This window comes from Vibrio sp. OPT18 (assembly GCF_015163615.1).
GTDB lineage: Bacteria > Pseudomonadota > Gammaproteobacteria > Enterobacterales > Vibrionaceae > Vibrio > Vibrio coralliirubri.
The window spans coordinates 155,183-179,451 of sequence record NZ_JADDYK010000075.1 but is presented as its reverse complement, the minus strand read 5'-3'; the positions used below and the strand labels follow the sequence as shown (position 1 = coordinate 179,451).

The 24,269-nt window shown below is 33.2% G+C and carries 20 protein-coding genes; 6 read left to right on the top strand and 14 right to left on the bottom strand.

The genetic code is table 11. The features are described from left to right. Nucleotides 1-174: 174 nt before the first annotated feature. The 4 genes from IQQ51_RS20290 to IQQ51_RS20275 all read right to left on the bottom strand — a co-directional run bounded on the left by IQQ51_RS20290 (nt 175) and on the right by IQQ51_RS20275 (nt 4,235). Nucleotides 175-1,011 carry a hypothetical protein gene (locus IQQ51_RS20290; RefSeq protein WP_045405049.1) on the bottom strand — a complete coding sequence of 279 codons (837 nt, stop codon included), beginning with the start codon at nt 1,009-1,011 and terminating at the stop codon, nt 175-177. Between the two features lie 10 nt (nt 1,012-1,021). Next, nucleotides 1,022-1,498, bottom strand: a complete 477-nt coding sequence (locus IQQ51_RS20285; RefSeq protein WP_156148272.1) for a hypothetical protein — start codon at nt 1,496-1,498, stop codon at nt 1,022-1,024. Nucleotides 1,499-1,502: 4 nt separating this feature from the next. Continuing rightward, nucleotides 1,503-1,961 carry a hypothetical protein gene (locus IQQ51_RS20280; RefSeq protein WP_045405053.1) on the bottom strand — a complete coding sequence of 153 codons (459 nt, stop codon included), beginning with the start codon at nt 1,959-1,961 and terminating at the stop codon, nt 1,503-1,505. A gap of 297 nt (nt 1,962-2,258) precedes the next feature. Continuing rightward, complete coding sequence (locus IQQ51_RS20275; protein ID WP_193841958.1) at nt 2,259-4,235, bottom strand: tail fiber protein; 1,977 nt, start codon at nt 4,233-4,235, stop codon at nt 2,259-2,261. Nucleotides 4,236-4,412: 177 nt separating this feature from the next. Here IQQ51_RS20275 and IQQ51_RS20270 point away from each other — a divergent pair, with 177 nt between their 5' ends. After that, on the top strand, nt 4,413-4,721 hold the full coding sequence (locus tag IQQ51_RS20270) for a hypothetical protein (protein WP_193841957.1): 309 nt from the start codon (nt 4,413-4,415) through the stop codon (nt 4,719-4,721). A 57-nt stretch (nt 4,722-4,778) separates the two neighbouring features. On the opposite strand, the gene IQQ51_RS20265 is transcribed toward IQQ51_RS20270, so the two are convergent. The 3 genes from IQQ51_RS20265 to IQQ51_RS20255 form a co-directional block, all read right to left on the bottom strand. Continuing rightward, nucleotides 4,779-6,014 (bottom strand): PD-(D/E)XK nuclease family protein, encoded by a 1,236-nt coding sequence (locus IQQ51_RS20265; RefSeq protein WP_193841956.1) that lies wholly within the window; start codon nt 6,012-6,014, stop codon nt 4,779-4,781. A gap of 46 nt (nt 6,015-6,060) precedes the next feature. Further along, on the bottom strand, nt 6,061-6,750 hold the full coding sequence (locus tag IQQ51_RS20260) for a hypothetical protein (protein WP_045409773.1): 690 nt from the start codon (nt 6,748-6,750) through the stop codon (nt 6,061-6,063). 64 nt (nt 6,751-6,814) lie between these two features. Further along, the gene (locus IQQ51_RS20255) at nt 6,815-7,762 is read right to left on the bottom strand and encodes a hypothetical protein (protein WP_045409775.1); all 948 of its coding nucleotides are present in this window, start codon (nt 7,760-7,762) and stop codon (nt 6,815-6,817) included. Between the two features lie 838 nt (nt 7,763-8,600). Between IQQ51_RS20255 and IQQ51_RS20250 the strand changes: the two genes are divergently transcribed. Next, on the top strand, nt 8,601-9,059 hold the full coding sequence (locus IQQ51_RS20250; protein ID WP_052479030.1) for a hypothetical protein: 459 nt from the start codon (nt 8,601-8,603) through the stop codon (nt 9,057-9,059). Nucleotides 9,060-9,162: 103 nt separating this feature from the next. Here IQQ51_RS20250 and IQQ51_RS20245 read toward each other — a convergent pair whose 3' ends face one another. The 3 genes from IQQ51_RS20245 to IQQ51_RS20235 all read right to left on the bottom strand — a co-directional run bounded on the left by IQQ51_RS20245 (nt 9,163) and on the right by IQQ51_RS20235 (nt 15,111). Further along, nucleotides 9,163-9,693, bottom strand: coding sequence for a hypothetical protein (locus IQQ51_RS20245; protein ID WP_045409776.1), 531 nt, complete (start codon nt 9,691-9,693; stop codon nt 9,163-9,165). Nucleotides 9,694-9,795: 102 nt separating this feature from the next. Continuing rightward, nucleotides 9,796-11,874: a hypothetical protein gene (locus IQQ51_RS20240; RefSeq protein ID WP_193841955.1), complete on the bottom strand. Its 2,079-nt coding sequence runs from the start codon at nt 11,872-11,874 to the stop codon at nt 9,796-9,798. A 150-nt stretch (nt 11,875-12,024) separates the two neighbouring features. Then, nucleotides 12,025-15,111 carry a hypothetical protein gene (locus IQQ51_RS20235; RefSeq protein ID WP_193841954.1) on the bottom strand — a complete coding sequence of 1,029 codons (3,087 nt, stop codon included), beginning with the start codon at nt 15,109-15,111 and terminating at the stop codon, nt 12,025-12,027. 557 nt (nt 15,112-15,668) lie between these two features. Between IQQ51_RS20235 and IQQ51_RS20230 the strand changes: the two genes are divergently transcribed. The 3 genes from IQQ51_RS20230 to IQQ51_RS20220 all read left to right on the top strand — a co-directional run bounded on the left by IQQ51_RS20230 (nt 15,669) and on the right by IQQ51_RS20220 (nt 18,237). Next, nucleotides 15,669-16,277, top strand: coding sequence for a hypothetical protein (locus tag IQQ51_RS20230; protein ID WP_193841953.1), 609 nt, complete (start codon nt 15,669-15,671; stop codon nt 16,275-16,277). 40 nt (nt 16,278-16,317) lie between these two features. Further along, on the top strand, nt 16,318-17,397 hold the full coding sequence (locus tag IQQ51_RS20225; protein ID WP_193841952.1) for a hypothetical protein: 1,080 nt from the start codon (nt 16,318-16,320) through the stop codon (nt 17,395-17,397). 72 nt (nt 17,398-17,469) lie between these two features. Continuing rightward, a complete protein-coding gene (locus IQQ51_RS20220; protein ID WP_193841951.1) occupies nt 17,470-18,237 on the top strand; it encodes a hypothetical protein in 768 nt (255 codons plus the stop codon). A gap of 113 nt (nt 18,238-18,350) precedes the next feature. On the opposite strand, the gene IQQ51_RS20215 is transcribed toward IQQ51_RS20220, so the two are convergent. The 3 genes from IQQ51_RS20215 to IQQ51_RS20205 all read right to left on the bottom strand — a co-directional run bounded on the left by IQQ51_RS20215 (nt 18,351) and on the right by IQQ51_RS20205 (nt 20,378). Further along, complete coding sequence (locus IQQ51_RS20215) at nt 18,351-18,563, bottom strand: hypothetical protein (RefSeq protein ID WP_130043354.1); 213 nt, start codon at nt 18,561-18,563, stop codon at nt 18,351-18,353. 78 nt (nt 18,564-18,641) lie between these two features. Then, entirely contained in the window at nt 18,642-19,382 is a 741-nt protein-coding gene (locus IQQ51_RS20210; RefSeq protein WP_193841950.1) for a hypothetical protein, read from the bottom strand. 18 nt (nt 19,383-19,400) lie between these two features. After that, complete coding sequence (locus IQQ51_RS20205; RefSeq protein WP_193841949.1) at nt 19,401-20,378, bottom strand: ArsA-related P-loop ATPase; 978 nt, start codon at nt 20,376-20,378, stop codon at nt 19,401-19,403. Nucleotides 20,379-20,622: 244 nt separating this feature from the next. Here IQQ51_RS20205 and IQQ51_RS20200 point away from each other — a divergent pair, with 244 nt between their 5' ends. Further along, on the top strand, nt 20,623-23,007 hold the full coding sequence (locus IQQ51_RS20200; protein WP_193841948.1) for a hypothetical protein: 2,385 nt from the start codon (nt 20,623-20,625) through the stop codon (nt 23,005-23,007). A gap of 67 nt (nt 23,008-23,074) precedes the next feature. Here IQQ51_RS20200 and IQQ51_RS20195 read toward each other — a convergent pair whose 3' ends face one another. Continuing rightward, nucleotides 23,075-24,205, bottom strand: coding sequence for a hypothetical protein (locus IQQ51_RS20195; RefSeq protein ID WP_193841947.1), 1,131 nt, complete (start codon nt 24,203-24,205; stop codon nt 23,075-23,077). Nucleotides 24,206-24,269 lie beyond the last annotated feature (64 nt).

Sequence of the window (24,269 nt, the reverse complement as noted above, 5' to 3'; positions counted from 1 at the left end):
AATAGAGTTTTAATAAAAATATTTAGAACTATGATTGCAGCAGCTTTGCTACTGCTTTTCTGGAAAATAAATGATTGGAAGGTTGTTCATAGATTTATGCACTTTTGCAAAACTTGCAAATGTGCTTAACCATTATTTTAAAACAAAAAGAGAAGCAAATAGCTTCTCTCTTCATTAACGTGGTCGATTGCGACTTCTATTAGTTTTCTTTTCATCTTGCTTTAAATCAATTGCTTTATCTTTCTTTTGATATGCTTCACTATCACGTTTTAGTAAAGTTAATAAGTCTACATCAACTTCATCTAATGACAGTGTTGATGGATAAACCTCCTCACATTTGGATGTGAAAAAATCAGAACCATATTTACCAGTAGTTTTTAAGAAATGGTTTTTTGGGAATCCTTGATCAATAAAACTCATTTTTAACATATCAAGTTCTAACGAATCTTTAATCTGAACTTCTTCAAGACCTAATGTAATATTTAAATCTAAATCTTCACTTTCGAAGTGATTCTTTATAGTTTGCTCAACTTCATTAATCGAATTTAGTTCATAACTAATTAAATCCGACTCATTTGAGTCAAAAATGTAGTATGAGAATTTATCATCTTCATAAAATATGACGATTTGGTAATTTTTACAATCGTAATCATCATTGTTTACTTCAATGTCCATAACTTTAATTAAATCAGATTGAATTGCATTAAAAATGAATGTACCTTCCTTGTCTTCATCTACTTCAAGTAAATTAGATTTGAATTGACTAAGAGAGAATCTTTTTCCAAATCCATTCTCATCAATATCAACCTCTATTTTATTGATGGGGCTACTTCTAATATATGAGTTAAACTTGTAATCATAAAGACGTAGAAAATCTTCAACATCTTCATCATTATCTGTGTCTAAAAATTCATTATCGTAGGTAGTCAAGTCATAAAATTCAGCGAATTCATATGCCACTTGATTTGTTGTTTTTAAACCCTCAAAATCTAAATATCTTGTTTCTATCATTACCTTTTCCTTAATTTTTGTATTGTAATTTTTCTTTAAATATTTCTTGTAGATGATCAGCAAGCCTTTTGTCTATCAAAACAGCTTCTTTAAGCTCACCATCAATTTTAATGTATGACTTATGCAAAGTGCCTTTCTGTTTACGCAGAATCTTAGAGAACTTCATCAAGTTGGTATCAGCCAAGCGTGTATCATACTTAATTCGCTTTCCTTTCTTCCATTCAATGACTTCACTTCTGATCTGGTTTTGTAAGTCATTCTTAACCAGTTCTTGAAACTCAGGCATTTCAGCAATTGAATCATAGATTAGTTTATAATGATTTTTTGCAATGTAGACGTTTCTATCATCTTTAACACGAATAACTAAGCTATGTTCAATCAGTAGCTTAGAAACGTATCTAAGCTCACTATCTTTCACTTTGATAAACGTTGAGTGCGGTTCTACGAACTCAACAGCGTCTATCATTCTCCTTGTTATCTCTTTCATTCACTCATTCCTCTACAAAGTGAATTTGATAATAACAAATCTTATTTATAACGTTTGACATCTTATCGATAAGAGAATCTTGAAATTCTTCTGTATAATTTTTACAAAAATACTTTGAAGATTTTGAAGAAGCTATACCATTCGCTATATCTCTTAGATTAATTAAATAATCACCTTTTAAATAGCCATCATTAACTATTGGGTATTTATCTTCTGAAAGTAAATTTAAATCGACACAAAATCTAAAATTTGAGTTTTCATTAACAAATAACTCATTAATTAGTTCCAACGAACCACCTTTTACTGCATTGTCTTTTATCACTGATGAAGTTGTATATTTTTCATTTAACATTTGAAAAATCATATTTTCCAAATCTTGCTTATGCATAAATGATTTGAACTCGATTTCTCTACTTGTAATGTATTCGATAGTTTGTTTTGTGTTTAATAGCTTGTGTTTCATTATCTTATTTCCTTAATTATTTGTTTAAGTTTTTTGTTGTTTCTGTAATTGTTTTATCATTAAAAAATAAAAGTTCAAGAGCAATTGCAAAAGTTTTTTTGATGAAAATAAAGAAAGGCGCATTTTAAGGGATTATTTCAATGAAAATAATTTTTAAAAATGTTGGTTTAGTAGGAAATTTGAAAGGAATAATTGGAGATTAAGCACATTTTCAAGTTTTGAAAATGTGCTTAAAAGCAGGAAATGTTTGAAAAAAGAGGAGAACATGCTCCTCATTTTTTTTCGTAAAACGCAATTTTAATATGCTTTAATTATGTACATTACCGAAATGTTTTTAGGTCTGTTTTCATTTGCTGTTGGGACAACATTTGAAGCATCAAACTTTACACCACCAGTATTACTACTATCTGTTTTATGAGGTGTTTTACTTGCTCTATAACCACCCACTTTTTCAAAAGCACCAGTAGCAGTACCACCGCCGTTAGCCCACGTCTCGGATACTTTTAACATCGAACCTTCAATGTTTCTGATTGCATCATATTGATAACTGCCAAGCCCTCTACCAGCGTCAATACCTTTACCGTGATCCCAAGCTCTAACGAACTGTCCTCTAAAATCTGGAACGTAATTACCAATTATTGCTCTTAATTGTGGATAGGCTGCTGTTGATTGACCGTCTAACTCAATCCAACCATTAGGCGGTGTAGATTTCGTCCATATCATTATTGAACCAATTGGAGCTGATTCTGCGATTACTGACTTCCAAACACCAGAAACGCAGTTTAGCAATGAACCATTTGTAGCCCTTGAAATTTCACCATCAACTGTGCAACTACTTTCTTCTACATTGATTTTTTTGATTTGAAGAGTGTTAGCAGAAACTTTTTGATTTGATGAAATATCACCAGTTACGACACTATTTCCACCAACATAAGTGTTTTTGTTGAAATAAGAATCGTCTTCTACTTTTAAAACATCTTTGATTGTAATTTCATTCTCAAACAAACCTCGTGATTTAACAGTGAATAAATTTGGATTACCCTTTGAATCATTACGTGAAATGGTAAAGTCTTTATTGACATTCAAATCAGAGTTGATGGAAATTTTACTTTGATTGTAAGACTCAATAACATCAGCTTTAAGCTTATCTTCTATGTACGCAAATTTGCTCTCGATTGTTTCAGCAACAACATTGTTTATAAAAATATTATTTATGTGTGCAATACCAGCATACAAAGTTCCAATTTCACTCGTTTTACTTCGAATGTTATCTACGACTTGAACAATCTCACTACCGTCGTTCAACACACCACAAGGAGATGTATTACCCGTATCTACGACATTTGAACCATTCCAAGCGTAAACTTTACATTCTTGGTCTAAAAGAACATTTTTGAATGTGCCTGAATCAGCAACAACATCAACCATTACAGGATGTGGATCATCTTTATAAATGCCTATGCCACATTCTTCATCTGTATCAATTGTCCAAGCACCAGAACCATCTCTTGCTGTGTTTGACCATCTGACACATTTCATAGGAGCTTGTCCCTTTGTATCGATGAACGTCAGATGTTCACCGATCATAGAGTTGCTGCCGTCAGCTTTCACATATTCATTACCACCATTCCTATCAACTGAAAATCGGATCGAGCAATCATCAAAATTCTTAATGCATTCTTTGATCGTTATGTCATTTTTTGATGATGTTGATACATAGTCAATGTAGTGCGAGCCTGAAATTTCTTGATTTATAGTAAAACTAACGTTGTCAATTGCTTTGCTAATTTCTAAAAATTTTTCAGACAAAATTTTTGGATCAGAATAACTTAAATATAAATTAAAGCTTTGTATGAAACCTGCGGAGTCACTGACAAGTTCTGCACTTAACACTTCACCGTTATTCTTTCTATCATTCCATAGTTTACAGCTAATCAACCTTGTCTCACTATTCGAATTTGAGACGGGATTCCATTCTCCATCTTTGCAATTCGTTAATGATTCAGAAGTTAACTGTTTAGCGATCAAATCTTCAACAATCTCTTTTTCGTTATTCCAATTTGTTTTAGTCCATAAAACAGGATCATAACCATCAATAGCGATTCTATGATCCACAGCTCTTACAATCTCGTAAGCTTCACGAAAAAAATTTTGTGTTTTAATCTCTTTGTTTTTTTCAGCTTGTTTTACAACAAGCCCTGCTGATACAACACCTATTGCGCTTATTGCTAATAGTGTTTCAATCAGCGTAAATCCTCCATTCGTTTTATTCATATAATACATCTCCATTTTTATGTTTCTAACTAAACAATTAACATAAAAACAACAACTTTCAATATACGATTCTTGATATAAATTGAAAACACACAGAAAAATGCGAAACTGAGCACTTTATTTTTATTTCAAAATGATATATTTATTCTGTTTATATGAAAATTCTGGAAATTATCAATGTCAGACAATCAAACACTACCACCACTTGCAAAAGCAGGTCAGTTTCACAACTCTCAAATTGAAGGGCTTAGGTTAGAAGTTAAATCAGAAATTCAAGACTATCTTCACGAAAAAGGTATGGTTGGAAACCTGTTCAATCTTGCGTTTCAACTTCGACATGATCAAGAAGAGCAGCTTGTAATTCTTGAAGAATTGGAATGCAAAGACGAGTTCTTAGCTTCTGGTTTAATCGTTGAAACTGACAAAGGTTGTGAACACACCTTTATCATTCCAAAAGAATCAGCTCGTGTTTTTATTAGCGAGTAAATAATAAAAAGCCACTCTAAGGGAAAGAGTGGCTTAAACTGAGAGCTTTTACTGATGCTATGATTTAGAAAATAACTCATTAAATTGCTGTATTAATTTTACAACATCATCTTTCACATCATTCACCCATTTTGAACGATAGGCAGAATTACTTAGCTTAGAAGAATTTCCTTCCTCATAATTTCTAAAATTTATTTTATCCTCACTGTATTTCCAAGCTAACCACCATTCAGAGTCTTCATCAGTGCTTATTAGAAGATCAATTTTACTTTTTAAGTCTGGCTGTTTATCAAGTAGTTCTTCTTTGAATTCGCCCAACACGCCATTCTTAGAAACAACAAAACCATAATAAAAGCGATCTTCAACTTCCATGTATAGATGGACACCATAATCATCAAAACTCAAAATCTGGTGTTGCAAACCATAATAATAGGCTCGATTAGTAGTTTTATAAAAGTCATTACAAACATCTAAACTTACCGACTCAAATTTATGATTGACAAACTCGAAATCAAAACCATCCTTTTTGAGAGAGGTCTGTAATTCTTTCCATACTGTCTTTTGTAAGTCAGCTTTTACATCTTTCATTACTTGTTCAATGGCAAGTGCTGATTCAAAATTACCCTCTGTTAAAATTAACGTCTTTAATTCCATTTTTTGTCTCTCGTTAAGGGTTTGCCCTGTAAGCTTTTCAATCAACTTTTTATATTGGATTATTGTTTCTCGTAGAGATGGGTAATCATAAGCCTCACGAGCACATTGGGTTAGCCATTCCCTGATAAAATCAGCATATGATATACATATAATGTCATTGTTTTTAAGATAACCTAAACTTGCTTCTGACGGGGGATCACCAAATAATGTAAGATAAACTAAATGCTTGTCCTTCGAACCAAAATATTCAGTTACAGCATCGTTGTAACGTTCTAATTGCTTAGTTTGGTCTATTGCGTGAATTTTGTTTTCTATGACAATAACATCATTTTCACTCGTGAGAACTAAATCAATTCGACCAAAATTTCCAAATGAACGCTCTATGCTTAACGAGAAATTTGCGTTGTCTAACTGGATTTTATTGTTCAGTGAACTGATAAATAAATGAAGAAATGTTGAAGCTTGATTATGTGTTCCTTTTGGATTGAGTAATTCTCCAATAAATCGTGAATGTAAAGCCACTTCATCATTTTCCTTTCTTAGAATCGAAAATACATTGAAATTACTTTCATTAATTTCTTGAAGTTTTTCATATTTCAAATTAATCAATGATATCTTTTTCAACAATAAATCGAACATAAAGAGCCTTTAAACGAAGTGGCGATACAAATATTTTTTTAACTTCTTATTTTTTAAAATGAGATTTAATCTGCTCAATGTCTTTTTTGTACGTGATGTGCGTTTCTGCATAAGCTATAAACTTATCTGCGTCATCTTGGTGAACAATTTTCCAGATTGCCTCATCATCATTAATCTTATCTTTTACTGCTTGTGAGCGTTTACCTGTTAATGAACGAACAATAAACTGACCTGACTCATCGGTCAAAATCGTCTTAAACTGATTTGCAGTGTAAGAACGTTTTGCCTTTGGTTTAGACTCAGACTTTTCAACAGATTGAGGTTGTGAAAGTGCAGCAAGCAATTCTTTTGCTTTTGCTTCAACTGCTGCTTCATCATCTTGCTGATCTGCTGGCAGTTGTAGTTTTGCGAATGATTTAAGTGAATCAATTTCTGCTTGAAGCTTCGCTTTTGCTTCTTCTTCTGCAAGACGAGCTTTTTCAGCTTCTTGTTCTTCTCGTAGTTTTTCAGCTTCGATATTCGCTTCAATGTAAGTTGTAAGACTCTCTTGAAGTTGTTGTAGAGCTTTAAACGAGTAAGCTTCTTTGAACTGATCAAGGTTAGTGAAAACCTTTTTATCTTCACCTTCTCCAAAGCTTGTTAGAGCTTTGTGAGCTTCATTTTCACTATTAAACTTTTCTACTTTAAAGATAAGTTTAACTGTACTAACCTTTTTTTCGATTGAATTCATTGCCATAGCTGATCACCTTTAAAATGCATAAACTATGCAAACGTAAAGCAATTGACTATTTTTATCAAGTTTAGAACGAAAAGTTTTCTATAAAAGTATCAAAATCATCTTTATCAGACACAGCTTCGCTTGTTGTTTGACTTTTAACAACATCATTCTTTACTTTTGATTGTGTGTTTGAAGCATATTGCTTCGGCTTTGTCGCTGTAAAAATCTTACTCAACTGTTCTTTAATCGCTTTTGTTGACGCTTTTCCAGCTAATTTACTTGCTTTTCCTGCTAATGAATCAAGAACATTAACAGCAGTTTTAACAACTTTTTTTGCTGCTCTTGCTGCTTTTTCTAACATTGTCGCTTCTGTAAGTTCATAAAAGAATCTGAAAGTTTTTTTACACCATCTGATCGTGCTTGAATCAACAGTAGAACAAGCTTTTAACGCCTTTTTGCAAGCGGCTTTGAATGTCTGGTGTCTAAGCTTTTTACATTCAATTGTAGTAGTAGAAAACTTATCAGCTTCACTTGCAAAATCGTTCAGATACACGAAATTCTCTTTATCACCAGATATGAACTTGTGCTTTAACTCTCTTGCGAAAACTGACATTGATTTTGTGTTTAGTTCAGTCAGATTCACACGTAAGTTAGCATTAGCAAAATCACTGTAATAAACAGAATTTACTTCAACTTTAATCGCTTGACGTTCAGTTGTGTTGTCGAATGCGTAAGATAGAGTGAAATACTCATCATTCCAGTTTTTAACTATTGATTTTCTTGAAAAATCGTCTGTAAATGGGTAATCACAATTAACTGATTTTCTCGTATTTAAAGACACAAAGAACGTGCTTTGTTTGTTAAACTGCATTTGAGTGCGTGAAAATAGGTAGTTTCTGAACTTAACTTGTGATTCAGATAATGAAGAGTTAATAAATCTTGCTTTAACTTCTTTGTTTAGTAAATGTTCTCTTGAAATTGAGAAAAAGTTTGATTTGAACTTGCTTTGATAAGAATTGTTGATTGACATAAAAATACTCCATAAATAATTTAATTTTAAGACTCTTAGTTAAAAGCATTAAAATAATTTTAAATTATTTACGGAGTTTCTATTGACAAATCATTATTTGATTTTACAATATCTATAAGTTTACCAGACTTAGATATGTTGATTAAGTGTCTCTCCGAGATGCTTTTTTTTCGTCTTAATAAAAGTTTTATCATTTCTATGTTTTTAGTCAATATCAGATCATCAATTTAATTCAATAAATTTCTAAAAAACTCAATAAATACACAATTATTTTTCTTTTCTTTAATTCCATTCTTTAAAATCAGCATTAAAATACTAATTTCAATAATCTACAAAACTCAAAAAAAGGCAAGGCGTGATCGTTTTAGCTCAGGCAAGTCGTGATCGCTAATTAAGATAATTAAATTTATAACTATATTTAATATAATAAGTAAACTTTCCCAAGTTTACGAATTTTAAAAGAAAGTTATTTGTCGCTTTGCTCCTTTTCTGTAAGTAAAATATTGAGATAGTGTTTATGATTAACAACTGATTGTCTTGTCGACTCTTTTCACAGAGTAAAAAAACCACTTGTGGTTTTTCGATATGCTCTTTCTTGTAAATATTAAAACATGTGGATCAATGTTTATATGTTCAACAATAAATGGAGAGTGAATATATGGACTATAACAAATTACTTAAACAAGACTTAATAGAGTTATTAGAAAAGAGATCTTTTTCTGACTTGATTTACAAAGAAGAAACACAATTGAGAAAATTACTTCTTTCTCAAATTTAAGATAAAGATAAAGATAAAGATAAAGATAAAGATAATGAGATTAAGATTCTAACTGCCGAATTGAAGAAACTTAAAGATTTACACATAGATAAAGAGATAGACTTTTCAGACACGTTAGACGATGTTCATCAACACTATTTGTCAAAGATTGAAGAAAAGCAAACCACCATCAACATTATAGATTCAAAGTTGATTCACTTCTTTGCTCAATGCCAAGATGATGATTCAAAAGAGTTGTTATTTGAACTACTGTCAAATCAAAAACTACATTCGACAAAGCAACATCTAAGAAGCAAAGATTCTGTTCGACTTGAAGATAATGACGAATTTGACAAGCTCGATTTAGACTTTGATGAACTTGATGAAGAACTTAATGATTTACTTTTAGATGACGATCTGGACTTGGACGATGATTCAGACCTTGATGATGATGATGATGATCTTGATTTAGATGAGGATTTGGAAGACACACAAGATACCAACTTCTTTATCTCACAAGTTTTAAAGCGTAAAAAATAAGAAAAGAGAGTGTTTAACTCTCTCTTTTTATTGGATTTATGCACATCTCCAACTTTTGCAAAAGTGCATAGATTAAACCGCTTTGCAAAAACCACTCGCTTTATTACTCACTTACACATTTGAAGTTATTTCTATAATCGATTGATTCTTCTGTCGCTTCATAACGAACTGGCGTTGCAATATCTTCACCTTGAACAAATTTTGTTGATGGAGTATCCCACATAACAGTTTTATCTCTTAAACCGCCTTCATATCGTGGTTTAAGCACCGTTATGTCATACGTATAAGGTCTTACACGTTCGATTACAAACTTGAAAGCATTAAGCTTATTCTTGTATCTACCAACACCATCTTTTTTAACCTCAGTCTCAAAGCTCATTACCTCACCATTTTCTTGATAGTTATACATAGTAAATGCTTTTGCACTGTTTAAAGATACTGTTGAATTCGCCCCTACTGCAAAAGTGATATTGTCTATAACGCTTCGATTAAGATTGTCTTTTGCTACAAGTGTTAAACCATTTAACTCAGACAAACCATACTTTCCTTTGTTAAATTCAATCTGTTCGCAAGTCATTGCAAAACTTGATGTTGAAACTAAAAATGTTGTTAGTGTTAATATTTTTTTAATCATAATTATTCTCCTTGTTGTATAACTATTGTTATATCAATTAAAGAATAATAATCAAATCACAGACAAAAAAAGAAAGTGTTTAAAGCACTTTCTTTTGAAAAATTATCTTATCACATTTGCGATACCAGCTACTTTTCTTGTGTTTTGTTCCAAACCTTTTGATTCTGCTTTGAAGATTGAACCATTAAACGTTGTTTGATCTTCTAAAACTTGGAATACATTTCTAAAACTAAACATAAAAATAATCATTGTGGACAGCACGTAGACAGTCCAAAAAATGATCGGTGAGATAATATCTAATGAAATTGAATCACTACTTACAACAAGTAAGTTTGCTTCACTCATCAAGACAAACAGCAACGAGCTTAAAAAAGTTGAAGATAAGATCGATAGAAACACACCAAACACGAACCTCGACACACTCAAAAACGCTTCTGCAATAGCCAGAATCACAGCTATAAAGCTCTTCTTACCAATCAGATTAGTAGCAAGCTTAACAACCACATCAATTAACACTAAAAACGTTTTTTGAAAGACGTTCCCAATAATGTAAGCAAAAAGCACAAGCGACACACAGAAACTTAAAATCAATACGTTCTGCACTAATGAACCAAGTTTTTGCGCTTTTTTACCAGCCACTTTAAGAGAAGCATTTTTTGAGTTAACCAACGCCTTGCCAGTAAAATTCAAACCTAAGCTTATCGTAGCAAGTGGAATTACATTCTCTTGCACGCTCTTCAACGGAACTTCATCAACTGTAAAACCTTTCTTTTCGTAAGTGCCGATGAAGCGTTTCGGATCTCGAATAGCGTCCATAAACTCGTTAGTTATGACACTATTTATCTCATCACTGGCATAGACTGAATCTACCTCTTTTATGATGTAAGCGTAGAAGTCTTCAACCGATTCAATTCGACTTGATACAGTCTCTTGCTGTCTATCAGTCTCATTACCAAACGCTTGATTCACTATAAAAGGTTCACGAACTTCAATACCTGATAATGCTTTGCTTGTAGCCTCAATCACCTCAGTTTCATCGAAGGGTGCGCTTAAAATCCCCTTGATTTGACTATAAAAACTAAACGTATCTATATCAGTTTTTAAATCTTTGCTGATCTCATACCCGATTGACTCTTTTAAAGCTTCTGTAAGTCCTGCTGTAAGCAAAATCACTGATTCATTTGCTTTCGCTATATCAAGCGTAGAACTCTTTAAAATAAAGCTCTCAGAGTCCCACGTTCTACATAGATGCTTGGCTTGCTCATAGCTTGTTTTTGTTTGAGATTCTTGATTACAGATGATGCCCTGATATTGTTTAGCCAGTTCAATGTATTTCACTGCAAATTCATCAATAGTCTTGTTGATTGCACTGTTAGAGTAGTTTCTCACTGAACCACAATCGTAAATCTCACCACGAACCTTTTGACTACACATTTTTACAGCGTAGTTCAAAGGTGAACGACCGCCAGCTTCCATAAAACCTATCTTTGCACCGATTTTTTTCTGCTCTTCAAGGCACTCTGACACATCACTATTAGCCCAGGTATTTAAATCATCAAAGTCGTGTTGAATCATCTCGTTTTGCTCATACTCCGAAGCACAAAACTCATTTTCTAAGATGGAGTAGCTGACGATTTGAGCCTTTTCATTGATTGGTATGATGTTGTAATCAAGCACTTCTCTTGTATCACTACTCGATAGCTGTTGAATCTTGTTTGCAACAGTAAACGCTTCTAATGCTGGATTTTGTATCTGCTCAATCATAAAGGCGTTAAGCAATGATACTCGATGAGGTGATACTGCAAAGATACTTAGAAACACTCCTGTTGCTATATTCAAGCTCATGTCAGCTTTTGTTTTAAGCTCGATTTTTCCAAAGTATTTTAATGCTGTAATGAAAAAGGTGAAGATAATCATTATCACTGACAATTTAGATGCATATGACCAAAGCGGATCAATTTCCTTGATTGTTGTTTCGGTTAAATTTTCATAAGCATTTTTAGTTTTATCAGCGTTATTGTTTTGACGCTGCTCACCAATGCACTTACTGACTTCTTCAAATTGATTCATCATCGTTGAACCGTAGCCTGACAACGTAGGACAATCATCAATCTTGCTGTTTGTTGCTAATGTCATTTGACTACCGAATAGCAACATAATCATTAATATTATTCTTTTCATTTTTAAGCCTTTTTATAATTGTTTCTTACTAATACGATTATCATAAAAAAAGCATAATTCAATAAAACGAGACTCAATAAGATTAAGCTATGTAGTAAAATCTTTTATAACAGCAAAAAAAAGCAACCTCTGTTGAGATTGCTTTTAAGATTATTTTTCAATAGTTTTTTCTGTATTCTTTGGTTTAGTTGAAGTTTTAGGTTTTTGGTCTTTAACTTCTTCACGGTTGAATCTTCTTGTTATGCTTTTCGAGAAACTACCTAAACCATTCTTAACATTGCTAAATGATTGCGCTCCAAGATAAGCAGTAGCGAAATTCAGATCATTATCATCAGGTGTACTTCTAAGGTTCAAAGCCGTTCTACCAGTGTTTCTAATATGGTCTATCGAAGACACTGCATAAATAACAACACCTATCAAAATACAAACGAATAAGAATCCGTGAAATGCTTGACTCATCAGATCATCACTTGCTGTTGCAAAAACCAGTTCGTGAATAGCACCACCAATTGAACTACTGGTTAAGATTGTCGTGATATAGACTATCTCAATCGGGAAGAAGGCAAACACAAAGAACAAATCTTTTAACGCTGTTGTGGTTTTATCAAACCCTGCATTTTCGCCAGCCCCTAATTTAAAAATGTTGCTAATCACTTCTACAACGAATATCCAGATCAGCATTATGAGTCTAATGGATACTTCTTTAATCGGGTAAATCAGATACTTGATACCAAGCAGTAAACCAATATAGCCAATCGCATATAAAGCAATAGTGATGATAAGCATTACAGCAAAAGCAAAACCGATTGGACCTTGTAAAGTGTCTATCATCGTATCTAAACCAGCATTAAGAGCACCACCCAACAAAGCTATTGCATCGCCAAATATGCTACTACCTTTACCGACACTTAATACACTCGAAGCACCGCTTTTGATTGTCTGGAACGCTTCAAGACCTAATCCCAATGAACCAAATATGACAGTCCAAGTAGTAGCTGGATCTTTATTCTGGTTAACCTGTTGTATAAGATTCATATCACAGCGATTATCAGCAGTTCGTAAAGGACACTGACCAAACATTAGTGATTCTTTTTGTTTCTCACTGATACCGATAGCACCAATCAAATCATCAAGCGTTGCTTCATCGCTTGTTGTTTGAGTTCTTTCAGCTACTGGAATTTCATCAAGCAGATATGAAGCATCATAAAATCTCAAACTGTTAACTGTATTGAATAACTCAATTTTATCTTCATCAACATCAAAGATTCTTAGATCATAAGGGAAGTATGTTTGAGGCTTTGATACGTCCCACGTTCTTTGCTCAATACTATAAATGTCTTGATACGCATTTAGTATTTGACTCATTTCTTTGTTCACATCAATCATTTTCTGATCGAAAGTGAAGACAGAATGAATCGTTGGTCTTATGTCGTTTAAAATCTCACCTACAAGCTCTTCAATAAACTCCGAGTGATTTTGTGCCGCTTTTCTATATACAGCGTCATCAATCGCATTCAAAAGAGTTTCAAAAGCTAACTCTCTGTCAATCACATCTAATCTCAATTCTTCTGACTTTGAACCGTCAGCTTTTGCAGTAAGAATAGAGTGTTTGCCAGCAATATTTTTTAACTCAAAAGCATCTAAGTGATGGCCGTTAGTCATTGTTAATGAGTAATGACGGTTTGGTTTACTCAAATCAAACTCATTGAACTTGGTAGCGTGTTCTAACATCAAAGCAAATTCGTGATCAGAAGTTTTAAGTGCTTCTTGCTGATTTAGAAATAGAGTTGCTGTATCACCAATCCATTCTTCGATAGGTTGGAATCCAGATAAACATTCACCTGTTATTTCATCTTCACCGTGGCAGTAGCCACCTAAGAAACTGAACTTGAAAGCTTCACCAGCATTTCTCATTGATGTAAGAGCTTCGGCAACTGAGAAGTCAGCATTTTTGAACAGGATTTCATCACCAAGCAAACCTTCAAATTGCTTCACCACTTTTTCATATTGCGCAGTTTGCTTAATGTTAGTTCTTGTCTCGTTAGCAGACTTCACAGCTGCATAGGATTGCATCAATAAACCTTCTGCTTGAAGATTGGCATTTGAACCATTCTCAGACACTTTCTCGAATATCTTTTGAGCATCACCCAAGCTTGCGTTGAACATTGATTTAAAGTCAGTTGTAAGACTTGTGCTCTCACTCATATCAGACTGAAATTTTTGCTCAAAAAATCTTGTAAGTATGTTTGCAAAATCAGCACGTATTGACAGTGAATCAAGCTTCCTCCCAAAATACTTTGTCTCGCACTCGTAGTTAGCCGTTGCACCACCTGATCTAATCGTTATTGATTCTGGCAATTGCGTTGAAACATCTAACTCAAAAATACCAGTTAAGTTAATCTCAGTGTTGTAGTCCATCACTGCTTGATGTGTTGATAGACACTCAGCCGAAATGTCTAATGCTTGTTGAGCTGTTGGTTTTATCTTTCCAACCTCAGTCCAAGAGTTATTATCGTATCGATTACGTGAGCCAAATTCATTCTGATACACCCAACTTTCAAATACTTTTCTTTCAAGCATTTGCTGATGAAAAGCTTTACTCAATTTCTTGTTTGTTGATGTAGCAGTGGAACTTGTCAAAGTGCTTAAAAAATTATCGTTAAGACTATTCAGGTACTCAACATTGTGTTGACTAATCAAGAAGTAATTTACTAATGCCGTAGGGTAATACACAGCTCTTACTCTTAACGTTGAAGATGAAGCAGCAGTTAGTAAAACTAATGCAAAACAAATCGAAACCATAGCTGATGTAAAAGCTGTTTTGTTTTTATTGTTTTGAGTGAAAACTGCTATTGATGAAAATACTAAAACAGACAAAAGCAAAATGACAAAAACACTAAGTTCAATAGCTGTAAATCCCCAGAAAAAAAGTTGTTCTGTTAGATGTGGTTTTACCTCATCAACTTTCAAACCTTTTCCTGTTAAAAACTCTCTCTGATTTTCCACATCACTTTGAGTAAGAGTTGTCTTACTCCAACTGATAAAGCGGTGATCATAACCAACCAATTGTTCTGCACATGGCTTCAAAAACTTACCACCATCTACATTGCCAATTTGTTTAGCAAAAGCTTGCGGTGATAAACAGTTTGTTTCGTTATTCGCATAAACATTTGTTGATAGTGTCATTGCAAAAATGATTAACAACATTTGTTTAATTTTTAATAATTGTTTCTCCATAAAATTTCTCTCCTTTTATGATTTCAGTAATCCATAAAAACAAAGAAAGTCAATATTATTATTTGCATAATTCTTTTACAGAAAAAGCAACAAGAGCTTGTCTCGAAGTTGCAAAGACACAAGCAACACAGAGTTATTCTATTAACTACTTTATAATTTTAATCGACTTGTAGTTTTACCGAAGAAAATTGAGTTAATGAGAACACATTAAATCGCCAAAATATTTTTATGCTTTTCTGTAAGTTTCTAAAAAAATTATCAGATACTTTTTCAATCAAAAAACGACTTTTAGATCACTTCCAAAATCTCATTACCACGTTAGGTAATGAACTTTGTAATGAAAAAACGAAATACCTTAGATAAGGGAATATTATCTTTTAGCAAGACGAAAGGTATTCATTACATTACCGAAATTGGTAATGATAAAGAAAACCGAAACATTTACTAAAAGCTAAATGTACTCCTTGTCAGTCGTTTGATGATGTGTTTGACGAATCTTTTTAAGATGATAATAAATATAAATGAGAGCATAAATTATTAAAGAGAGGAGCAACACAATGCACAGCAATGAACAACAAAATATCATTACAAATAACAACACTGAAATGAAAAAAGAGAAGTCGCCAAAACAACTACTAAATGAATCTATCAACCGTCATTCAAGAGAGTGTAAAGACCTAAAATCATCATTAGAAAAATCAAAAGATTCTTCTAAGTTTCTGAAAGAAGTTGAACAGCTTGAAAAGATTCTACAACCAAATCTTAACGCTATGTCGAATGACCCAAATAACACAGCTTCACAGGTCTATGTCATTGAACTAATCATCAATGACAAATCTGATTTTATTAAGAATGTGTTGAAAGAATACAGAGCGTCAAAATCAATCAAACACTTTGAAAACCGTGAACAAGTTTTAGAGTTTTTAAGTAGAGCCAAAAGCAAAGCTCAACGTCTAACAGACATTTCAAGCACTGATCAAAAATTACAAGCTTTGAAGAAAGAAGCTCTATCACTTTTAACTGAAAAGATTGAGCTGGAAGAGTTATCAAATGAAACAGCAATCACTCTTTTTGAATCGCTAACAAAACTGAACATTAAGCAGTTCATTTCACAGCAAAACAAAAAGAAAACCATAACTAAAAAATCACAGAAGGAACAAGCATAAGCGAGCTACAAACTCGCTTTAAAAAATGGAGAGAATCAAAATGAACTGGTCATATAAATCAAACACAGAAATGGAGAATCTAATTTTAAAATTAAGAAGTGAATTTGCTCACGATTCAAAGAAGCTTTTAAGTAAAGTGGAGCTGTTTGATTCGCTTATCAATCATAAGCCTTTAACAAAACTTTCAACAACAGACAGTGAAGAAAAACAGAAAGGTTTTGCTAAAACTTTTCAACCTAATAAGCAACAAATCACCGCACACGTAAAGCAGCTTCAAAGTGGTGTTGTGCTACCTCAGATGATCAATAAAAGTTATGAAGGATTGAGCTTAGACCAAGCTAAAACTTTTCTCGAAAACATCGACTTCAAATCTGAACATTTAGCTCTTTACAATGATGGTAGTTTCACTGAAATGTTGTTTTATTTTTTAGAGACTTGCTTTTCAATCGTTGACGATTTTTCAAAGCCAAAATTCAAAGCTAAACCTATTTCAGAAGATGATGAGTATTACACTCAAATCATCGCTGATGTAGACGCTCTTAAACGTCTTAAACCATCTAAGACAGCTACCACTTCAATTAAGTCAGTGAAGCAACTTAACGAGCGTATAGAACAGATTAAAATCAGTGATGAAAAAGCACTGCATAACTCGAAAATGAGTGAGAGATTTACGCAGTTATCTAACTACCTTGCAAAGAACAAAACCAATGCTGAATTGGTCGATGAAGACACTATCTTAATCCTATCTAAACTGTCAGAGCTTTACGCTTTGAACAGCTTCGATGTATCAGCATTTTTGAAAAACGAAACAGCGACACAGCAAGAGTCATTAACACGTTATGAGATAGTCGTTGAGCTACTAAAATCAATCAAGATTCAAGAGCTTGTAAGTGATGATTCAAATAGCCACCTGATCGATGAAATGAAGGTATATACAGACAAAATCAATACAGCTTTAACACAAGTAAATGAGTATGTAAAAAAGAACGGTGATGATCCTGCAAGATGTGTTCACGCAAGAACTAAGTTGCTGGAACATCTACATAAAAATACTATCGAAATAGTTAATCTTACTTATGTAAATGTCGATGAAATCTGGCTGTCTAAAAATGGCTGGTAAATCTATCTTTATGATTTGACTAAAGTTTTCATTTTAACTATTGTTATGCTTTAAACTACCAGAGTTAAAGCAATGGAAAACGAAAACAAAACACTCTATGAAATTATTGAAACTGCTATGCGAAATCATGGCAGTCTTTTTACTCGTTTTCTTGCTTTAAAAACTGAATACAATCAGATAGTTTGCGGTTTTATTCACGTAGACTTTGCAGCTCTTACAAGCTTCACAAACACTGACTCTCAGTTTTACAGAATCATTGAACATCTTGAACCACAAATCACGATTTGCGACAGCTTGCCAATCGAAGGTCGATTAGCTGATTTAGTCTATCGTAGACTCTTCAAACCGTTAGAGTATAAAGACAAGAAAGACACTCTAATCAATGAGTATGTCAGCACCTTAAAACAAGATAATATCCTTTACCCACCTCAGACAATTTCAAGTGAAGTAGACCGTTTGGCACAGCAAGTTTTAGAGCCTCTTGACGCAGAGCAATTCACTCATTTTCTGTATGAGGTTCACCCGATTTTAGCTGATGAAATAGTTGAGTTTTACAATCGAACTGGTGATCTTGAAAAGGCTTTAAATGTATTGATTAACTTTGATTTAAACAAGCAAGACGCAGTAAGAGCAATCGACTTTGATAAGTATCGTTTTATGTCTGAAATTGAAGCGCAAGCTAACTATGAAGATCTATTGAACGTAGATGAGCTTTGTATTTATAAAAATGAATCTGGTTTTGTTTTACGTGATAGAACTGAATCTATTAGAATCTCAAAGTTAGTGAGTGATTATGATGTTCTGGAAAGGTTGGTTGTCTCTGATAGATTGGTCATTTAAGAATAATAAAAATCAGAAAATCGCTTTGATAAAAGCGTAGAAAAGAATTGTTTTATTTTTAGTTGTCTGGTTAAAGTTTATGTATAAGAAAACACTACAAACGTAGTGCTTCTTTAAAATCCAGCTAAAAAGCTATTAACATATTCATAGATATTGAATCCAGCGATAGTTAATGTGATTAGTCCACCGTAAAAATGCAATGCACTTTGACACATCGTATCACGAATTGCGTTGTAAACCATTCCGATAAATATGCCAGTATAACGAAATATACCAAAGAAAACAGCGCAAAAAACACCAAAATACCATTGAAAACTTGTAGTCATATCTTACCTCTCTTATTAAATTATTTATTTTATCTTTGTTTAAAATTATACAGATTTTTACTTGAAAAGTCAATCTATTTATGCGTTATGCGATGGTTTGTAGTTCAAAAACTTGTTAAAGTTATAGATACTTTCTGCGCCATCATTAATTAAAATCACTCTATTCTTTACTAAATCAATTGTTAGATCATCAAATACAAAATTTAGCTTCTCGATGTATCTTAAAGTTGCATTAATCTTGAATGTTTTTAAGCGTGAAATTGTTGAAATTGGCATTTCTAACATCTTCACTAAATCTGATTTTTTTAAGCCTTTTGTTGCTAAAATCAAGCTTGTTGCGTGTAATGCCACTCTGTTTAATTGCTCTTCATGGCTCAAAACCACTGATACTTTTTCAACTTCTGGATTGCCGTTTAACTCCCATTCGATAAGCTGATTTACATAGTTATTTAAACTAACAGTGAAAAGTTGCTCTCGCTTTTTATCATTAAACATTTTGAAAAAATCATCGTTCAGTTTTACATTTACTAATTTACCTTTTGATTGTTTTTTATCATTATCAACAATAAATCTTTTATCGCTACTATGTGCAGTCGTAATGATGTTAGATGTTGTCTTAGCAATATCAGTATCAAAACAATCATTCTGATAGATTCTTTTCACAATCTCTTCATTCAATCTAATGAACGTATAACCTGATTTTGTGCTTTGATTCTTCTCTACAATTTTATCAAAAGAGATTGAATCTTTTTCAGTAGCAACAACTTCTTGTTGTTGCACTTCTACTTTACTTTTTTTACTTTTAATCTTAAATGCCATTGTTCTAATCTCCTTTTGTTATGCAATATTTTTAAGTAGTTGTTTAACTGCAATAGTCATATCTTTACGCTCTTCCATCAATTTCATTGTGCGTAAGCTAATACCTTTTTGTTCTAACTCGTAGCGAGTTGCAAAGTAGCTAACACCAGCTTCTTCAAATGCCTCAAAATTCATCTTAGGAACGTAGATTAATTGAATTTTAACGTTGTATTCATTTTCAATATCACGAAGCTCTTGCTTAGTAATAGAAAAGTCTTTTTGACAACCTCTTGTATCTCTATGAATGTAAGCATATTTGTAAGTGATCCCTTGTTCTGCTTTGATTTCTGCAATCTCATCAGCACTATAATCAGCGTAATCATCACCAGATTCTTCAATGGCAGCTTTAAGAGCTTCATCTTCTGCTTTAATCGTTTTTAGAATTGAAACAAAAGCACGTTGTTTAGACTTTGCGCTGTTAGCGTTAGCAACAGTAATGAAATGGTCAATAGAATCTTGTTTAACCTCATCAGTTTCGATTTGGTCTACACCGCCAGCAATATCATAAATGATTATATCTACTGGTTTGATTTCGCCTTTGTCTTCTAAGAAAAATGTGTTCTCCAACTCATCTTCTGTTAAAGACTCATCATTCTTTTCAAGAAAATCTTCTAAACGCTCATCAGCCAATAGTTTAGATTTAATCTCTTGGTTGATTTGGTTCTTTGACTTTTTATCTGCATTTTCAATAGCGATAAGTTTAAGTTTTAACTTTCTACCAAGGTGTTTATTGCAAAACTCCTCATTCAGATACTTCAACAAACATTCATTCACATCAGCAGTAACGATAACGACAGTGGTTTCTTTATCTCTTAAACTAAACGCTTGTGCTATTTGTGTAGCGATAGTCGATTTACCAACCCCACCTTTATCATTGTGAATTTTCACAACGATTGTTTTACTAAACTCTTTTCTTTTAAAAGTTTTAATGAATTTTTGTTTCCACGAATTATACATAATTATTTTCCTTAAAATTGTTTCTTATAATTTAAATTATCAGGACCATTTCTTTTGTCAATAGCACTTTTGCAAGTTTTGCAAATGTGAAAGTGGACATATAGAAATAAGGTTTATTTTAAGGCGATAGCACTTTTGCAAGTTTTTACAAAAATGCTTAATCATATTGAAAAAAGAATAATTTTCTTTTGTGCATTGTAAGTTTTCTTATACGTGCTATGACATAAGAAAAGGAGATAAAACAATGATTTCAAAAGTATATAGATTAGAGAAGTTTGAATTGAATGCGCTTGCTACTCACTTCAAATATTGGAACAAACAAAAAAAAGGAAAAGGTTATAGTTTAGAGAGATCACTTGATGTATCTAACATAGACAGTGATGTTGATATAAAAAACTGGTTTAAGTTAAGAGCTAAAAACGCACCAAATCAAGCGTTTAATGATAAGTGTGAACAATACATAAAATCAGTTATGGCTAACGTTCATAACAACTATAAATCATCAAAAAAATGGAAGAATCTTGATGAAAATGGAAACGTAAAAGCTTTATCAAATCGCAAAATCACTACGATTGATGAACATACCAAGCAGACCATCACGAAGAACATTCCAGAAATTCCCGTTCGATTTGGACACCATCGTTTAGATGATTCTGAATTGGCTCTTATCAGAGAAGACGCTTACAACCATTACAACACTATATCTGATGAGTTTAGAGTCAAACACGGTATAGACAACGCAGAAGATTACGCAAGATATTGTGTAGCAGACTTTTTAACGCTTTATGCTAAGGAGTTTTCAAAGGAATTTGCTAATTACTGTAAGAACGAACAAACGAACAAGACAAAGAAGCACAGAACAAAAACGAAGATCGGTGATGTGCAATTACTGATGAATGTTCACGTTTCACCAGACTGGAAAAGTGGCGCACACATTCACTATATCGACTTTCCTTTTGATCCTACGACTGGACTGTTTTTGAACCCTCGAAACTATGTTGAAGCTTATCGTGCTGTATCAACTAAGTTAGAAAAAAAATACAGCAAATACTTACTTCAAGGTGTGGCGCAAGGTCTACACAAAAAAGAAGCGAATGACTTGAAAGCTGATGAAGTTGAGAAGCTAAAACCTAAGCTTGGTGATAATGCCGAGAGCTATTATGACGACCGTAAAGCCTTTGTTTCAAACCAACTTGATGAACTACTTTCGCAAAGCGGTATGACGTTTGAGAAGCTACAAGAAGAGCTTGAAAAGCGTGGTTTGTTGATTGATAAGCGTGAAGTTAAGAATAAAACAGAATCTAAGCACTATGCTTCAAAGCACAAAGACGCAGAGCAGATTTTTACCATCACTGATCAGCAATCTGGTATTAGTTTTGTTAACGATAGCTTCACTCATAACACTCGTAAAATCTTGAAGAAATATGCTAAGAATCTAATCACCAAACAGACGTTTGAAAAGACGTTGGCAAAGGACAAGAATTTTCATATTGACGCAGTTGAGCGAGTTATCAGAGACAAATACGACAGGGCTATGAACAAGCTTAATCAACAGCTTGTAATTGGTGAAACTCAATCAGAAGAGCTAACCAAGCTTAAACAACAACAGTTCTTCGAGTTCTTCAACAACTGTTTGTCAGTGGGGATTATCGTTAATATCAACAAGCAAAAGCATTTGACGTATCACAAGGTGATCGAGAATCAGAAAGGCAATTTCGACTTTAAAGCGATTAAGTATAAGAGCAGTATCTTCTCTGATGATGATCTACAAGGCAAAGCCATTGCAGAAGCATTTGATCTTGATGATGAGTCAATCTTAGAACTTCAAAGCAACTATATAATGAATGCTTTCCCTAATAATCGTTTTATGAGATACAACGTTGCACATCTTAACGCCAGTTCTATCACAGATAAGATTTTGATCGGCACAGACAAAGAAGCGTTTCTTTTATCTGGTATAGAGAAAGAGTTAGAGCGTAGAAACCGTGAGATCGTATCGCTTAACAACAAACTGATAGTGCTTAACAAAAATACGTCAGAGCCAACCATTCAGATATTCAAGAAGAATGATTCTACTGACATTGTTGAGTATAACGCTTTCAGACCAAGAGAATCAGCCCTTGACGCTCTACTGATAGATAAAGAGCTGTTAAGGAATGACCCAGACATTAAGAGCCTATCTTACAAATCAGAGTCAGGAAAAATTGACGATTTTCATAGATGGTTGTTTGTCGAAGTGGCACTGAACAAAGATCCTAACATCAGAAATAAAATTGAGGTTGAAGGCTTTGACTCGAAGACTCAGCAAATGTTGAGTGAGCGTTTAGACCAGATGTTAGATCGTGCTGAACAAGCTATTGATAAAGCAGCTAATAAACCGAATCAAACAAAATTTAACTTTACTGATACTCACTTAGTTCACTTACTCGACAGCAAGCATTTAGATACTGCTTCTAAGAAGCGCATAGAAGAGTTTTTAGAGAAGTCTGTATCTAAGCTAAGAAGCAAAGGTATTGATAATATAACGATAGATCGAAAGCCTGTTTCAAGCTTCATCAAAGAGCCAGAAACTCAACAACAGCCGAAGCGCAAACCAAACAACAGACAATCACAGTCATTGTCTATATAAACAAAAACAACGCATTAAAGCGTTGTTTTTATTTGGTTTATGCACATTTCCAATTTTTGCAAAAGTGCTATTTATTCTTATTAAGTTTGAAATGCTCATCAATGCCATAGTAGATCGCTTGCACGTAAAACTTAGTGATGAAAGCAGAATACAGCACAGCCAATTTATTCACATCTACAACATTCAGATAAAACTTAATGTCATCATTATAATCGAGAAAACCGTTATCAATTGCCTTCATTATCAGCTTCTTATTGTGATCTGCTTTCTGCATTAACACATCTTCGTGATCAAACAACACACTTTGAAGCGGTTGAAGATGATCGATAATGCACTGGTTAATGAAAGTAAAAGCGTCTTTGTTTTGAATCTTTTCACGAATTCTATTTGATATGAATTTCTGTAATGCAAATTCATTGCTCAGTGGTTCTATGCGACTTCCAGAAGACAAGGTTAGACCGTTCGCTAAAAGGTCGTTAAAGTGCTCAAAAACGGGCATATAAGAGCTTCTGTAAGCCTTGCCGTAAGTTTTGTTAATGAACAAGATGATAAACAGCAAAGCTTCTTCTTCAAGCTCAACAGTGTCAGTCTCGACAAGCGTATTTTTAAACGTCAAATGCACCGTATCTATAAGACCATCACGCTTTGAGTGAGATAGAACTAAACGCTGGTCATAGACTGGTTTAAGCATATCTCTCACCCTTACTAAATCAGTGTTTGAGATAATCCCAGAGCGATAAAGTGCATTAAACAACACCTCATCAACTTTCAGTATTATTTTAAAAGGCGTTATGCGCTTCTTAGTTTCTGTATCTGCTGGATTAAAGGTGATGATGGTTAGCGGATCAACTTCATCTTTTTCATTTGGCTTACTTACACCAAAACTGGGTGTGTCGTATGAATCAAAATCATCAATAGGTTCTTCAAAAGATACTTCAAGTTCACTGACTGGAAAATCATTGGCACTAAATTGTTTATCTTCTTCATATACAATTTCTTTTCCAAGACTTTGATGTAAGAATTTTTTGAAAGCATTTTTCTTTTCTTCTTTCTCATTTTCTTCATAGTTATCAAAAGCGATTGGTAATTTTTTCACAACAACCACATCCCCCTTATCGATCAATTCAACATCCTTAATGTTAGTTAAAGCAGAGTCACTTTCTATAAAATCTAAAAACTCTTGCACTGTTCTTATCATATTTATATTCCTTATTTTTAAATGTTATACAATTATAGACATAACATTTTATTGAATAAGTTCA

Coding starts and splice junctions, on each gene's coding strand:
- IQQ51_RS20290 (WP_045405049.1), bottom strand. CDS start 1,011: ATGATAGAAACAAGATATTTAGATTTTGAGGGTTTAAAAACAACAAAT.
- IQQ51_RS20285 (WP_156148272.1), bottom strand. CDS start 1,498: ATGAAAGAGATAACAAGGAGAATGATAGACGCTGTTGAGTTCGTAGAA.
- IQQ51_RS20280 (WP_045405053.1), bottom strand. CDS start 1,961: ATGAAACACAAGCTATTAAACACAAAACAAACTATCGAATACATTACA.
- IQQ51_RS20275 (WP_193841958.1), bottom strand. CDS start 4,235: ATGAATAAAACGAATGGAGGATTTACGCTGATTGAAACACTATTAGCA.
- IQQ51_RS20270 (WP_193841957.1), top strand. CDS start 4,413: ATGTCAGACAATCAAACACTACCACCACTTGCAAAAGCAGGTCAGTTT.
- IQQ51_RS20265 (WP_193841956.1), bottom strand. CDS start 6,014: ATGTTCGATTTATTGTTGAAAAAGATATCATTGATTAATTTGAAATAT.
- IQQ51_RS20260 (WP_045409773.1), bottom strand. CDS start 6,750: ATGGCAATGAATTCAATCGAAAAAAAGGTTAGTACAGTTAAACTTATC.
- IQQ51_RS20255 (WP_045409775.1), bottom strand. CDS start 7,762: ATGTCAATCAACAATTCTTATCAAAGCAAGTTCAAATCAAACTTTTTC.
- IQQ51_RS20245 (WP_045409776.1), bottom strand. CDS start 9,693: ATGATTAAAAAAATATTAACACTAACAACATTTTTAGTTTCAACATCA.
- IQQ51_RS20240 (WP_193841955.1), bottom strand. CDS start 11,874: ATGAAAAGAATAATATTAATGATTATGTTGCTATTCGGTAGTCAAATG.
- IQQ51_RS20235 (WP_193841954.1), bottom strand. CDS start 15,111: ATGGAGAAACAATTATTAAAAATTAAACAAATGTTGTTAATCATTTTT.
- IQQ51_RS20230 (WP_193841953.1), top strand. CDS start 15,669: ATGCACAGCAATGAACAACAAAATATCATTACAAATAACAACACTGAA.
- IQQ51_RS20225 (WP_193841952.1), top strand. CDS start 16,318: ATGAACTGGTCATATAAATCAAACACAGAAATGGAGAATCTAATTTTA.
- IQQ51_RS20220 (WP_193841951.1), top strand. CDS start 17,470: ATGGAAAACGAAAACAAAACACTCTATGAAATTATTGAAACTGCTATG.
- IQQ51_RS20215 (WP_130043354.1), bottom strand. CDS start 18,563: ATGACTACAAGTTTTCAATGGTATTTTGGTGTTTTTTGCGCTGTTTTC.
- IQQ51_RS20210 (WP_193841950.1), bottom strand. CDS start 19,382: ATGGCATTTAAGATTAAAAGTAAAAAAAGTAAAGTAGAAGTGCAACAA.
- IQQ51_RS20205 (WP_193841949.1), bottom strand. CDS start 20,378: ATGTATAATTCGTGGAAACAAAAATTCATTAAAACTTTTAAAAGAAAA.
- IQQ51_RS20200 (WP_193841948.1), top strand. CDS start 20,623: ATGATTTCAAAAGTATATAGATTAGAGAAGTTTGAATTGAATGCGCTT.
- IQQ51_RS20195 (WP_193841947.1), bottom strand. CDS start 24,205: ATGATAAGAACAGTGCAAGAGTTTTTAGATTTTATAGAAAGTGACTCT.